The organism is Marinobacter sp. DS40M6, from assembly GCF_028581595.1.
Classification (GTDB): Bacteria; Pseudomonadota; Gammaproteobacteria; order Pseudomonadales; family Oleiphilaceae; genus Marinobacter; species Marinobacter salarius.
The window spans coordinates 155265-168472 of record NZ_JAFCAE010000007.1 but is presented as its reverse complement, the minus strand read 5'-3'; the positions used below and the strand labels follow the sequence as shown (position 1 = coordinate 168472).

Here is a 13208-nt window from a genome sequence, read left to right as displayed (position 1 = left end):
CCTCCTGCTGCCGGTCTAAATTCCGAGTAAATCCACCAACCAGGGCACAATCAATGCCGTCGCAAACGCCGACAGCGCCATCGCCAGCCCCGAAAAAGCGCCCATCTGGGAACTGACCTGAAATGCCCGTGCTGTGCCAATGCCATGGGCCGCCACACCCATGGCGATGCCTTTCACACTGTCGTCGGTGATACGCATCCATTCAAACAGTTTGGTACCGAGCACCGCACCGACAATACCAGTGGCCACCACCAGAACGGCGGTCAGGGAAGGAATGCCGCCGATGGTTTCGGAGATCCCCATGGCAACCGGTGCCGTGGCGGATTTGGGCGCCAGGGACACCTGAATCTCAGTGGAGCCGCCAAGAAGCCAGGCAAGCCCAATGGAGCTGCCCGCTGCAATCACAACACCACACACCAGGGAAATGGATACCGGCAACCAGAGTTGGCGCAGCCGGGAAAACTGCTGGTAAAGGGGAACCGCCAGCGCCACCGTGGCAGGCCCCAACAGGAAGTGAACGAACTGCCCGCCTTCGAAGTACTCCTCGTAGGAGGTACCAGTGAGCATCAACAGGGCAATCAGCATCGCCACTGAGGTAACCACCGGATTGGCCAGGGGGCTGGAGTTGGACTTGAGATAGAGCCGATAGGCAAGGCCATAGGCCACCAGCGTAATGGTCAGGCCAAGCAACGGCGACGTTGAAAGATAAACCCAGATATCACGAATGACCGGCTCATTCATCCCGCTGCCCTCCCATATTTTCGGGTCGGGCAAACCATCGCGAGGTTACCTGCATAATGCCGGCGGTGGCGACCATGGTGATAATAGTGGAGAGAAACAGGGCCAGCGTGATCGGCAGCCACTCATCCGCAATCCGGCCAAAATGACTCATCATGCCAACACCCGCCGGCACGAACAGTAGCGACAGATGGCTGAGCAATGCGCTGGAAGCGTTCTCAAGTGGCTCTGGCGTGGCGCCCCGAATCATCAGCGTCAAGAACAACATCACCATACCCAGCACGGGCCCTGGAATCGGCAGTGAGAGAAGACGAACAGTGACTTCCCCTACCAACTGATACACCAGCAGCAGGGTTATTCCGTTGAGAAAGTTCATGGTGGCGGCTCCCGACAGAAAAAACGGCCCAAGTCAGGAGCATAGCCACTAAGCAGCGCCGTGCCTACCCGGCCTTGGTCTCTGTGCGCGGCGGGGTGGTGGTCGTGATGGTAGTCGCTGGAATCACTTTCCGGCCATAGGCCGCCAGCAGGAAACCGATCGGGAACATCAGCACGCCGTATACCGCTGCGGGAATCGACATGGTGCTGGACTCCAGCAGCGTCAGCGTTACCAACAGGGCAATGGTGCTGTTTTTAATGCCCAACTCCACAGCAACGGCAATGGATTCGCGCTGGGTCAGACCCACGGCGCGGCCCGCCAGGAGCCCCAGGAATATACCGGCAATGTTCAGCAGGAGGGTTGCCGGGCCGGCCTGTCGCAGCAGGTCCCAAATCTGATCGCGTACGCCCCAGATCAGACCGACAACCAGCAACGCCAGAACCACACCCCCAAACACGCTGACTGCGCTTTCAGCACGGCGTGAGAGCTCTGGTGCCCGGGTGCGGAAGATCATCCCAATCGCCACAGGGAACAGGACAATACCCACCAGCATGCCTACCGTTCTTCCCACCGGCAGTGTGATGGACTCCTCGGTGCCAGCATAGAGTTGAAGCGCATAGTTGGTGAACAACGGCAGAGTCACGATGGTTATAAGACTGGCGGTGACCGTCAACACGATCGACAGGGCAATGTTCCCCCGGGACAGCAACACGAACAGGTTGGAGGTAGTGCCTCCCGGACAGGCCGCAATGATCACCAGCCCCACGGCAATGGCCGATGACAGGTCGAGCATGGAGGCAATGGCAAAGGCCACCATGGGCATGAGCAGTATCTGGGCAACGGTACCCACCACCATACCTTTTGGAAAAACCGCCACTTGGCGGAAGTCCCTGACCGTCAGGGTCATACCTATACCGATCATGATGATAAACAGGGCAATCGGCAGCCCCGCAGAGATCAGTGGACTCGATTCCACAAAGCCTCCAAGGATTGTTGTTGTGATTAGATTAGCCAGCTAGTGAAAATAGCATAAGCTGCCGAAAAAGAGTGAATATGGATTCGCAACAACATGTAATTGCGCAAAGGGTAGGAATGGGATTGCGCGCAAAAACCTGAACCTTTCAACCTGCTTGTTCGTGTGATTGTCCCGGTTGTTGCGTATACTTTCGAACAACAACTATACGAATCCAAACGCATCAGATTCAGTGCAGTTTGGCAGCTTCATAAAGCAAGAGGACGATCAATGAAACGCCTGGGCACACTGGACGCTTCCTGGTTGGCGGTGGAATCGGAAGACACCCCGATGCACGTCGGCAACCTGCAGATTTTTTCACTACCGGAAGATGCTCCGGAGACGTTTCTAAGAGACATGCTCGCCCGCATGAAAGCCGATGCCGATGTAGCGCCGCCCTGGTGCTACAAGCTCGCCTTTTCGGGGTTCCTGGGCCGCCTGGTCGCCCCGTCCTGGAAGGTCGACAAGAAGCTGGATCTCGACTACCACGTTCGACACTCGGCGTTGCCGCGCCCCGGCAGTGAACGGGAACTTGGCATCCTGGTATCCAGGCTGCATTCCAACCCGCTGGATTTTTCCCGCCCGCTGTGGGAATGCCACATTATCGAGGGCCTGGAGAACAACCGTTTTGCCCTCTACACCAAGATGCATCACTCCATGATTGATGGCATCAGCGGTGTTCGGCTGATGCAGCGGGTGCTCAGCGAGGACCCCGGTGAGATTAATATGCTGCCGCCATGGTCGGTACGCCCGGAGCGGACACGGGGCAGCAAGACAGATTCCGAAGCCAGCATTTCAGCCGCCCTGTCCCAGGCCATGGAAGCCCTGAGAATTCAGGCCGACATGGCACCGAGGCTCTGGAATGCGATGAACCGCCTGATCCAGTCCGCACGGCACCCGGAAGAGGGGCTGACCGCGCCCTTTGCCGGCCCGGTTTCAGCCCTCAATCACCGGGTCACCGGTCAGCGGCGGTTTGCCACTCAGCACTACCAGCTCGAACGGATCAAACAGGTCGCCCAGGCGTCCAACGGCTCCCTGAACGATATTGTGCTCTACCTCTGTGGCACTGCCCTGCGCCGCTTTCTTGTTGAACAGGATGGTTTGCCGGATACGCCACTCACCGCCGGAATTCCGGTGAATATCCGCCCCTCCGATGACCAGGGCACGGGCACCCAGATCAGCTTCATGATTGCCTCACTGGCGACCGACGAAGCCGACCCCCTCGAGCGGCTGAAGAACATCAAACACTCTACCCGCAGGGCCAAACAGCACCTTCAGAAACTGCCGCGTAAAGCCCTAACCCAATACACCATGCTGCTGATGTCGCCCTACATCCTGCAGTTGATGTCAGGCCTGGGCGGGCGAATGCGCCCGGTGTTCAACGTGACCATCTCCAACGTGCCAGGGCCAGGGGAAACCCTTTACTATGAAGGAGCACGACTGGAGGCGATGTACCCGGTTTCGCTTATTGCCCACGGCGGTGCGCTCAACATTACTTGCCTGAGCTACGCCGGCTCGCTCAACTTCGGTTTCACGGGCTGCCGCGATACGTTGCCCAGTATGCAGAAGCTGGCGGTCTACACCGGTGAGGCTTTGGATGAACTGGAAAGCCTGGTTTCGCCACCACCAAATCAGACCAAATCCAACGCTCGAAAGGCGCCTCGCAAAAAGACTGCGGAAAAGAGCTAACAGGGCTCCGGTGCCCGTGGAGAGAGTTACTCAATGGTCTCCAGGTGTCGCTGCAATGCGGTCGGATCCGGTAATACGATCCGGCCGTAAGCCAGCTCCAGCAGCCCTGAACGCTCAAAGTCTTTAATCCACTTATGCACGCCCTGGCGGGTCATGCCCATCATATTGGCAATGTGCTCGCGGGTGATCCAGATCGTGACCGGGTCAGTGCCGACGTCGCCATTGCCCTGGATTTCCGCCAGAAACAACAGTCGTCGCCCTATCCTGGCGGCAACACCTCGTAGTGCATCATCCTCAATAATGGACATAGCGGCCCATAGCCGCCGGCTGACCATATCAAGAATAACCGGGTAGCTTTCCGGGTATGTCGCCATGAGTTCGCGAAATGCCTCGCCCGGTATTTCTATCAGCGTTACGGCCTCGTGGGCAGTAGCGCCGTATACCCGTCGCATCCCGGGAGAAAACACCGAATCTCCGAACCAGGTACCCGCGCTGAACATGATCAGGGTGGCTTCCCGACCTGCAGGGTTCACAGAACTGATGCGAACCACCCCGCTGGCAATGATGTTGAGGGTCGATATTGCCGAACCTTTACTGTAGATGAGTTCGTTAGCCTCAAAACGGCGAATCCGTGCGATACCTTCCAGGTCATCAATCGCCGACTCTGAAAAGCCGGAGAATAAAGGGCAGCGGGCAAGGACAGTCTTGATATTCTTCATGGGAAATAATTGTAAACGATTTGACAGTCTTCGCCGATCACTCGCACCTACACTCAATGAATGGCTAAACACTCACCACAACAAGAACACCCGATTTGAGAGGCCGCACCATGTCCGAACAACTTTCAATTCCGTCAAAAAGAGATCAGGTCAGCAAGGAGGAATGGCAGCTCCGAGTCGATCTCGCCGCGGCCTATCGTCTGGTCGCCCTATACGGCTGGGACGATCTGGTATTCACCCATATCTCCGCACGGATACCCGGTGACGAGCACCACTTCCTTATTAATCCATACGGTATGATGTTCGAGGAAATTACAGCCTCCAGCCTGGTGCGAGTGGATCAGGACGCCAACAAGATCAACCCCGACGACTTCGATATCAATCCTGCGGGTTTTACCATCCATAGCGCCATCCACCAGGTCAGGGACGATGCCGCCTGCGTCATGCATTTGCACACCACCGACGGTATTGCTGTATCCGCACAACAGGAGGGCCTGCTGCCGCTATCCCAGCAGAGCCTGTTTGCACTGGCAAGCCTGTCGTATCACGACTATGAAGGTGTGGCGCTAAGGGAAGACGAGAAGGCCCGCCTGCAAAAGGATCTCGGTAATACCAATTTCATGATTCTTCGCAACCACGGCCTGCTGACCACCGGCTCCAGTATTCCCGATGCCTTCCTGGCCATGTACATACTGCAAACGTCCTGTCAGATTCAGATCAGGGCACTGTCGGGCGATCGCCCACTGACGCCAATTCCTGCCGGCATTGTGGATACCATCCGGCAACAGGCGGATCAGGTGACCAAAGGCCTGGGCGGCAAGCTGGCCTGGCCGGGCCTGCTACGCAAGCTCGACCGCATTGATGCCAGTTTCCGGGAATAAGGGGGAGAACAGTATGAACCAACCGACAAAGAACCAGGCCACGTTTACTCATATGAAAGACGGCAAGGCCGAAGACTGGCAGGTCATCGCGTCGTCTTTCGGGGAATTCGCCAAAGGCCTGCCAGATCGAATTCTATCGCACCTCAAAATGCTGGAGGGCGACTTTGGTGGTTTTCCGGTTGACCGGCTGACGCACTGCCTGCAAACGGCTACCCTGGCACACCGGGACGGGAAGGACGACGAGTATGTGGTTTGCGCCCTGCTACACGACATCGGTGACACCCTGGGCACCTACAACCATGCGGATGTCGCCGCAGTGCTACTGGAACCGTTCGTCAGCGACGCTAATTACTGGATGGTAAAACACCACGCCATCTTTCAGGGCTACTTTTTCTTTCACTATCTCGGTATGAACCGGGATATGAGAGACCATTACCGGGACCATCCACACTTCGAACGCACCATCGAGTTTGTTCACAAGTATGACTCACCCGCGTTCGACCCTGATGCGGAAACGTTACCGCTTTCCTACTTCGAGCCCATGGTGCAACGGGTGTTCGCTCAGCCTGTGCGATCCCTCTACAAGGATGCCGAAAGCGTCATGTGACCCGAAACACAACGTGGGCTCAGGACTGACTCTTCCAGTTGGCTGCGCCCACAAATATCAGCTGTAGAAAGCGTGCGGTTCGCTGCCGCACCTGTTCTTCCTGATAGTCGTCGTCGGGAGAGATCCCCAGGATGTCCGTCAGGCTGAAGGCCACACTGCGCACCACCAGGTCGCAGGTCATATCCAGGTCGGCATCGCTCAGGTGATCCGCCACTTTCAGACGCCGAAGATCATTGGCCAGTTCGCTGGCAAAATAACGCATTTCGCTGCGGATGCCTTCCTGTACCGCCCGGCTCTCCCCCGCCAGCCCCTGGGCCATAAACATGAAAAAACTGCGATTATTGCGGGCATGGGAGATAAAAATACCAACTGATTCGTCGATCAGTTTGTCCGCCTGCAATACGTTCGCCCGCGCCTCGCGCATCATCCGTCGAAGCACCAGCCCCAATTCGTCCACCAACTGCAGCCCAAGGTCATCCATGTTGCGGAAGTGCCGGTAAAAAGACGTCGGCACCACGCCTGCCTGTCGGGTGACTTCGCGGATGCCCAGGCTGGCAAAGTGCCGCCCCTTTCCCACCAGGGCCAATGCGGCGTTCATCAGTTTCTCGCGGGTTTCACCCGGCTTACGTCGTTGTTTTTCTGCCATCGCCTGGAACTAGCTCATCGGTTGATCACAAGCCAACAAGTGTACACAGGCCCACACTAAAAATAACCCGAACTTGTCATTATAGGACAATGTTAGTGGCTTGATTGCCGCCTAACACTTCGTTGTGTACAGTCGTACACATTAGTGAACACTTGTACACATCAGTACAAAGGAGAGCAATCATGATATCTGTACTGGAAAAGTCACCGACCCTGCACTGGCTGGGCAGGCAGCTTTTTAACCGGGACGACCCGGCTGCCTTTTTTGATCCCCTGCTGGAGCGCATCAACCCCATGTGGGTACGGCAATACACGCCGGCCAGAGTGAAGGCCATCTACAACGAAACCGCCGACACCAAAACCTTTGTCCTGGCGCCGGCCGGGCGCTGGAAAGGCTTTGCCGCCGGCCAGCACGTCAATATTGGCATCGATGTTGACGGCGTGCGTCGCAACCGAACCTTCAGCCTGTCCAGTTCGCCCATTCAATGGCGCGCAGACGGCACCGTCACCCTGACCATCAAACGGCTTCCAGGTGGCCTGGTGACCAACTGGATGCACGACCACCTGGAGCCAGGCGCTGTCATCGGGCTGGGCGAGGCGTTCGGCGACTTCCAGATTCCCGATCCGCAGGAGCCAGCCCTGTACATCGCCGGTGGCAGCGGCATCACCCCAGTGCTGAGCCAACTGGAAACCATGGCGGCATCAGACTATCGGGCGCCGGTGACCCTGCTGTATTTCGTGCGCACCCAGGCCGATGTGATTGCTGCGGAAAAGCTGCACGCGCTGGCCAGTCGCTGGCCGGCCTTCACCCTGAAGGAGTTTGCCACCAGCGACACCCACCCGCCCCAGTTCCTCAGCGAGCAACATCTGGATGAGGTTCCCGGCATTGCGGCCCGGCGGTGCTACCTCTGCGGGCCGAAAGGGCTCATGGATCTGGCCAACGATCTCCTGTATCGGCGGGGGATTGGCGAAGACCGCATTCACAGCACCTTCTTCTCCGCACCGACCGCAAATCTCGACACCGAGTCCCTCGGAGGAGCCGTGCATTTCCAACGCAGCAACCTGGATGTCTCGTCCGAAGGCGATGCGGTGCTGCTGGACATTGCCGAGGCCGCGAAACTGTCGCCACGCTACGGCTGCCGCATGGGCATCTGTCACCAGTGCAGTTGCCGCAAGACCAGCGGCACTGTGATCAACCGCCTGACCGGGAAAGCATCCGGCCCGGGCGAGGAAACCATTCAGCTTTGTGTGTCTGTTCCGAGCGGGCCGGTGTCTGTTGAACTCTGACCGGCCGCACCACAACGCCTGAACCCATTATTGGCAGACATGGTTCGACCATTCTGCAAGGAGTCACCATGAAGACGATGAACGAAACACAACTGAAAGAGCTTGAAAACGACCTGGACGCCATTCGTGACCAGGTGATTTCCGATCTTGGCGAACGGGATGCACGTTACATCCGCAGGATCGTTCGGCTTCACCGATCCCTGGAAATCGGTGGCCGGGTGCTGATGCCCTTCGGGTTTATCCCGCCCGTGTTCCTGGCAGCCACCACTGCGCTGGGTATCTCCAAGATTATCGAAAACATGGAGATCGGCCACAACGTCATGCACGGCCAGTACGACTGGATGAACGACCCGTCACTGCACTCGCAGACCTATGAATGGGATACGGTGTGCACTGGCGATTCCTGGCGCCGCACCCATAACTACGAACACCACACCTACACCAATATCATCGGCAAGGACCGGGACTATGGCTATGCCCTGCTGCGCCTGAGCGACGACGACAAATGGAAGCCGGCCCATAGCTTGCAGTTCATCAACTATATCCTGCTGAGCGTGTTCTTCCAGTGGGGCGTGGGGCTCCATGAGCTGGAATCCGAGCGCATTCGCCGCCGGGAAATCTCGGTACGGGAAAAGATTCCGTTCCTGAAGGACTTCTTCCGCAAGGGCGGCCGCCAGGCCTTCAAGGACTATGTGTTCTTCCCGCTGATCACCTTTCCGGTGGCCCCGGTGGTACTGGCAGGCAACATTGGCGCCAACCTGATCCGTAACCTGTGGTCGTCCACGGTTATTTTCTGTGGCCACTTTACCCAGGATGCGGAGACGTTTACCGAAGAAGAGTGCGAAGGAGAAAGCAAGGGGCACTGGTACCTGCGCCAACTGACAGGCTCCAGCAACTTTACCGGCGGTAAGTGGGTGCACCTGCTGAGCGGTCATCTGAGCTATCAGATTGAACACCATGTGTTCCCGGACTTGCCGGCCCACCGCTACCCCGAAATGTCGGAGAAAGTTCAAGCGGTGTGTAAAAAGCACGGTATTCCGTACAACACCGGCACCTTCGCCAAACAGTATTCAACCGTGCTGAAACGCATTTTCGGCTATTCACTGCCGGACCGGATGCGCAACCGGCTGCTACCGGAATTCAGCAACCGGGCCTTGAGTTAAGCGATCTGCAAAAGTCGTAGTAACTGAGGGCGATGCTGGTCGTTAATAATATCGGCCAGCGTGTATCGGTCCAGCACTTCCAGGAATGCCGCCAAGGCCTCGCCGAACATTGATTTCAACCCACAGACCGGCGTGATGCGGCAGGCATTCCTGGAGGAAAAGCACTCCACAACACCGAGATCCTGTTCGGTTTCCCTGACCAGGATGCCAACGTTAATGTCCTCCGGCGCCATGTGCAGGCGCATCCCTCCTTTCTTGCCACGGACGGTTTCGATGTAGCCCTTCTTGTTAAGTTGATGAACGACTTTCATCAGGTGATTCTTGGAGATCTCATAGCTGTCGGCGATCTGCTGAATGGTCGCCAGCTCATCACCCTGCACCGCCAGGTAAATCAGAACACGCAGGGAGTAATCGGTGTAACGGGTGATATGCATTCATCAACTCCAATAAGTCATCGATATCAGGTTCACACCGAAAGTGGCCAAACCGATACTTGTATACGCAGAATTCATGAAACCGGTTCTTACGCCCGAATGGTTCTTTTGTCGATATTGGGTTGGGTTATTCACCACACATTGGTTATGCTTGTTGTATACAAAGCCAGACGGGGAATTTACCCATGCCCAACGCCACGCTGACAGACCGTTTTGGTCGCACCGTCAACTATGTGCGTCTGTCCGTCACAGACCGCTGCGATTTCCGGTGCGTGTACTGCATGGCCGAGGAGATGACCTTCCTGCCACGGCAGCAGGTGCTGACACTTGAAGAGATTGCCCAGGTGGCAAAGACCTTCGTATCCCTGGGCACCGAAAAGATTCGGTTGACCGGGGGAGAGCCGCTTGTAAGACGGGGCATTCTGGAACTGGTCAAGGAAATCGGCACATTTGGCCTGCGGGACTTCGCCATGACCACCAATGGCAGCCAGTTGCCCACCATGGCAGAGCCACTGCGCAAGGCCGGGCTCAAACGATTGAATATCAGCCTGGATTCCCTGGATGCCGAGAAATTCAGCCGCATCACCCGCACCGGCCGGCTTGCCCAGGTTCTTGATGGTATAGACGCCGCAAAAGAAGCGGGGTTTGAGGGCATCAAACTCAATACCGTTGTCATGAAAGGTGGCAACGACCAGGAAGTACCAGAGCTGGTTGAGTTTGCCCGCAAAAAGAAAGTGGACATTACCTTCATTGAGGAAATGCCACTGGGTGAAATTTCCGATCATGATCGCGGTCAGGTGCTGTGCACCAGCGACGAAGTGCGCGATATCATCAGCCAGCGCCATGAGCTGGTTCCCACACCGGAAGATTCCGGCGGCCCCGCCCGCTACTACCGCATGCCGGACAGCGACATTCGGGTCGGTTTCATCTCGCCCCATTCCCACAATTTCTGCTCTACCTGTAACCGCGTTCGGGTCACGGTGGAAGGCCGTCTGCTGCTATGCCTGGGCAACGAGCATTCCGTTGATCTGCGCCGCGTGCTGCGCGGCCACCCGGAAACCGATGACAAACTCCGTGAAACCATCATCAACGCCATGGACCTGAAACCGGAGCGCCATCACTTTTCCAGCGAGGGTGACGTTCAGATTCTTCGCTTCATGAATATGACCGGCGGCTAGCTTCCAGCTGAACCAGCCGTGCGCCGCTGGCGTATCCTTCGTACCACATCGTGGCGATCATGGGTGATTGCTGCCCCAGGTACGGAGGTCGTTTCCCGCTATGTCCAATCTGATTCTGATACTCGGCGACCAGCTGACCACCGCCATCAGCGCACTCGACAACGCTGACAGGGAACGAGACATAATCGTGATGGCAGAGGTCCACGACGAGGCCAGCTACACCAATCACCACAAGAAAAAACTGGTTCTGCTGTTCAGCGCCATGCGCCATTTCGTAGAGGTATAGGGGCGAGTGAAATTGGCTGGAGGACCACCCCTGGAAATTTGTGAATCTACTCAGCGATAGATGATCTTCAATATTACCGCAATCAACTGACAACTTTCACCAAGTGTTCACGAGACATGTCAGTCAGGACCTGTGACATAAGCCTTCCTTATATTTGACCATAAGATTATATCGTTTGTTAGCCCAAGACTCCTCTGAAAGAATAAATCCAAGGTGTTTCAAAAAACATAAACCTATAAATCAAAACAATGCCTGAAAAATGGAGTCGACATGACCAAACGAGACAAAAGAATTAGAGCATTAAGCCCAGACTCCATCATGGAAGCTGCGAGGATTCTTGATCGTGGTGGTTTAGTTGTTTTGCCTTCGGACACCAACTACTGCATACACTGCGACTATAAAAACTCAGATGCTGTAAAGCGACTATATGAGGCAAAAAAAAGAAACGGTAATAGTCCACTATTAATGACCGTCCCCAGCGCCAATTATATAGATCGTTTTGCCGAACCTAATGACCGCGCGTTGGAACTGGTAAATAAACACTGGCCAGCTCCCTTTAGTGTCATTTTACTGCGCAAGCCGGAAGTACCGAGCTTTGTAGTACGGGGCCTTCAAACTGTCGGCCTGGGCTGTCACAAACATCTGGCATTGAAAATGCTTTTTGATCTTAGGCCGGAAGCCGTGGCGTCAAGCTCTGCCAACATGTCTGGCGGGCCGGACCCCAAGAGTGCGGATGACGTGGCGAAACAGATTGGCCCCGGTGTTGACCTGATCATTGACGGCGGCCACCTGGGCTCCCTTCACGCCAACACACTTATTGACTTCTCCGAGCACCCCCCGGTTATTGCCAGATTCGGTGAATTCCCCTTGGAACCCATACTCGAAACCCTTCCAGATATCGATAAAACGATGACCAGCGAACAGTACAAGATTCGAACTCAAGGACAAGTCAGTGAAGTATGGAACACGACTTGAGTAATAGAACGCCAACAGTAGTTAACTGTGTAAATAAGGGACGACTATGCGCACTGTAAAACTCTTTGATACGACACTTCGTGATGGCGAACAAGCTCCAGGTAACGCCATGTCCGTTGAGCAACGGGTAGAACTAGCGAAATGGATTGACGCTATCGGCGTTGACTATATCGAAGGCGGTTTCCCTTCGTGCTCGGAAGCCGATTTCGAAGCCACAAAAGGAATCAGTGAACTTGGCTTAAACGCAACCATCTGCGCTTTCGCAAGGGCCAAGGCAGCCGATATAGAGTGCGCCATCAAGGCAACGGAAGCTGCCAATAAATCACAGGTTCAAATACTGCTCACCGGTTCTGAGGTACACCTTGAAAAGAAACGTCAATTTTCTCTTCCAGATGCGGTAAATGAAGCCAGCGAGGCTGTTCGAATTGCAAGAACAAACGGAGCACAACACATATCACTGGGCTGCGAGGACGCTGCTAGGGGGTCACTTGATATGCTAAAGCAAGTGGTCGCCGCTGGCCTGGAACAAGGAGCAGACTGCGTCGTACTAGCTGATACGGTTGGAGCCGCATTACCCAGCGAGTTTGAAGATAAGGTAAGAGCCATTCGGGAGTTTATCGGAGACGACATTGAGCTGTCCGTTCACTGCCACAACGATATGGGTCTTGCCGTTGCCAATACATTCGCAGGACTGGTCGGCGGTGCGGACTGCGCTCAGGTATCCCTGTGCGGTATCGGTGAACGAGCGGGCAATACAGCCATGGAAGAACTCGCAACTGTCATCCACTACAGGGGATATGAAGTAGGTATGCAGTCTCGCGTCGACTCAATACACATGATTAAAGCATGCCGGAAACTAATTGATGAGATCAGCCTGGTTGTTTCTCCTCAAAAACCACTCATAGGAAGGTATGTTTTCTCGACTGCAGCAGGCATTCACATTAATGGAATGCTGCAAGACCCGGAGTGCTACGAGTATGTATGTCCTGAGCATTACGGCCGAGAACGCGAATATATAATAAGCAGACTCTCTGGTCGTAGCGTGATCACCGACCGTTTGCAAAAGAACAACTTACCATCAAGCCCGGAACTTGTAGATCGAATGTATAGATCAATCATTAAAAGCAAGGATGTTCACAAGTACAACAATAACAAGCAATTCTATGATTTTTATATAGAGCAAAGAAATCAGATTCATAGCAATACAAATCAATAAGA

14 protein-coding genes and 1 pseudogene are annotated in these 13208 nt (G+C 55.3%); 9 read left to right on the top strand and 6 right to left on the bottom strand.

The features are described from left to right. Positions 1 to 15 precede the first annotated feature (15 nt). The 3 genes from JJO78_RS17585 to JJO78_RS17575 all read right to left on the bottom strand — a co-directional run bounded on the left by JJO78_RS17585 (position 16) and on the right by JJO78_RS17575 (position 2090). Positions 16 to 741, bottom strand: a complete 726-nt coding sequence (locus tag JJO78_RS17585; RefSeq protein ID WP_036208912.1) for an LrgB family protein — start codon at positions 739 to 741, stop codon at positions 16 to 18. Then, positions 734 to 1114 (bottom strand): CidA/LrgA family protein, encoded by a 381-nt coding sequence (locus JJO78_RS17580; RefSeq protein ID WP_085679244.1) that lies wholly within the window; start codon positions 1112 to 1114, stop codon positions 734 to 736. Before JJO78_RS17580 ends, JJO78_RS17585 begins: the two co-directional genes overlap by 8 nt. Positions 1115 to 1178: 64 nt before the next feature. After that, the gene (locus JJO78_RS17575) at positions 1179 to 2090 is read right to left on the bottom strand and encodes a bile acid:sodium symporter family protein (protein ID WP_036208907.1); all 912 of its coding nucleotides are present in this window, start codon (positions 2088 to 2090) and stop codon (positions 1179 to 1181) included. A gap of 267 nt (positions 2091 to 2357) precedes the next feature. On the opposite strand from JJO78_RS17575, the gene JJO78_RS17570 reads away from it, so the two are divergent. Further along, on the top strand, positions 2358 to 3815 hold the full coding sequence (locus JJO78_RS17570; RefSeq protein WP_273624285.1) for a WS/DGAT/MGAT family O-acyltransferase: 1458 nt from the start codon (positions 2358 to 2360) through the stop codon (positions 3813 to 3815). Positions 3816 to 3841: 26 nt separating this feature from the next. On the opposite strand, the gene JJO78_RS17565 is transcribed toward JJO78_RS17570, so the two are convergent. Beyond that, the gene (locus JJO78_RS17565) at positions 3842 to 4534 is read right to left on the bottom strand and encodes a Crp/Fnr family transcriptional regulator (protein ID WP_075194420.1); all 693 of its coding nucleotides are present in this window, start codon (positions 4532 to 4534) and stop codon (positions 3842 to 3844) included. Positions 4535 to 4644: 110 nt separating this feature from the next. Between JJO78_RS17565 and JJO78_RS17560 the strand changes: the two genes are divergently transcribed. Together JJO78_RS17560 and JJO78_RS17555 are read left to right on the top strand one after the other, a co-directional pair. Next, positions 4645 to 5415 (top strand): class II aldolase/adducin family protein, encoded by a 771-nt coding sequence (locus JJO78_RS17560; RefSeq protein WP_007153342.1) that lies wholly within the window; start codon positions 4645 to 4647, stop codon positions 5413 to 5415. 13 nt (positions 5416 to 5428) lie between these two features. Beyond that, positions 5429 to 6022, top strand: coding sequence for an HD domain-containing protein (locus tag JJO78_RS17555; protein WP_273624284.1), 594 nt, complete (start codon positions 5429 to 5431; stop codon positions 6020 to 6022). A gap of 19 nt (positions 6023 to 6041) precedes the next feature. Here JJO78_RS17555 and JJO78_RS17550 read toward each other — a convergent pair whose 3' ends face one another. Then, positions 6042 to 6668, bottom strand: coding sequence for a TetR family transcriptional regulator (locus JJO78_RS17550; protein WP_036208900.1), 627 nt, complete (start codon positions 6666 to 6668; stop codon positions 6042 to 6044). A gap of 182 nt (positions 6669 to 6850) precedes the next feature. On the opposite strand from JJO78_RS17550, the gene JJO78_RS17545 reads away from it, so the two are divergent. Further along, positions 6851 to 7954 (top strand): ferredoxin reductase, encoded by a 1104-nt coding sequence (locus JJO78_RS17545; protein WP_273624283.1) that lies wholly within the window; start codon positions 6851 to 6853, stop codon positions 7952 to 7954. Positions 7955 to 8022: 68 nt separating this feature from the next. Then, positions 8023 to 9117: a fatty acid desaturase family protein gene (locus JJO78_RS17540; RefSeq protein WP_036208894.1), complete on the top strand. Its 1095-nt coding sequence runs from the start codon at positions 8023 to 8025 to the stop codon at positions 9115 to 9117. Here the strand turns inward: JJO78_RS17540 and JJO78_RS17535 are convergent. Beyond that, on the bottom strand, positions 9114 to 9551 hold the full coding sequence (locus JJO78_RS17535) for an RrF2 family transcriptional regulator (protein ID WP_273624281.1): 438 nt from the start codon (positions 9549 to 9551) through the stop codon (positions 9114 to 9116). The two genes, JJO78_RS17540 and JJO78_RS17535, sit on opposite strands and share 4 nt — an antisense overlap. Before the next feature lie 185 nt (positions 9552 to 9736). On the opposite strand from JJO78_RS17535, the gene moaA reads away from it, so the two are divergent. The 4 genes and pseudogenes from moaA (at position 9737) to JJO78_RS17515 (ending at position 13206) form a co-directional block, all read left to right on the top strand. Then, on the top strand, positions 9737 to 10729 hold the full coding sequence (moaA, locus tag JJO78_RS17530) for a GTP 3',8-cyclase MoaA (RefSeq protein ID WP_036208888.1): 993 nt from the start codon (positions 9737 to 9739) through the stop codon (positions 10727 to 10729). A 100-nt stretch (positions 10730 to 10829) separates the two neighbouring features. Further along, a pseudogene (locus JJO78_RS17525) lies at positions 10830 to 11003 on the top strand (cryptochrome/photolyase family protein); the annotation flags it as partial. A 282-nt stretch (positions 11004 to 11285) separates the two neighbouring features. Next, positions 11286 to 11990: an L-threonylcarbamoyladenylate synthase gene (locus tag JJO78_RS17520; RefSeq protein WP_151982977.1), complete on the top strand. Its 705-nt coding sequence runs from the start codon at positions 11286 to 11288 to the stop codon at positions 11988 to 11990. Between the two features lie 46 nt (positions 11991 to 12036). Continuing rightward, entirely contained in the window at positions 12037 to 13206 is a 1170-nt protein-coding gene (locus JJO78_RS17515) for a LeuA family protein (protein WP_151982978.1), read from the top strand. Positions 13207 to 13208: the final 2 nt, after the last annotated feature.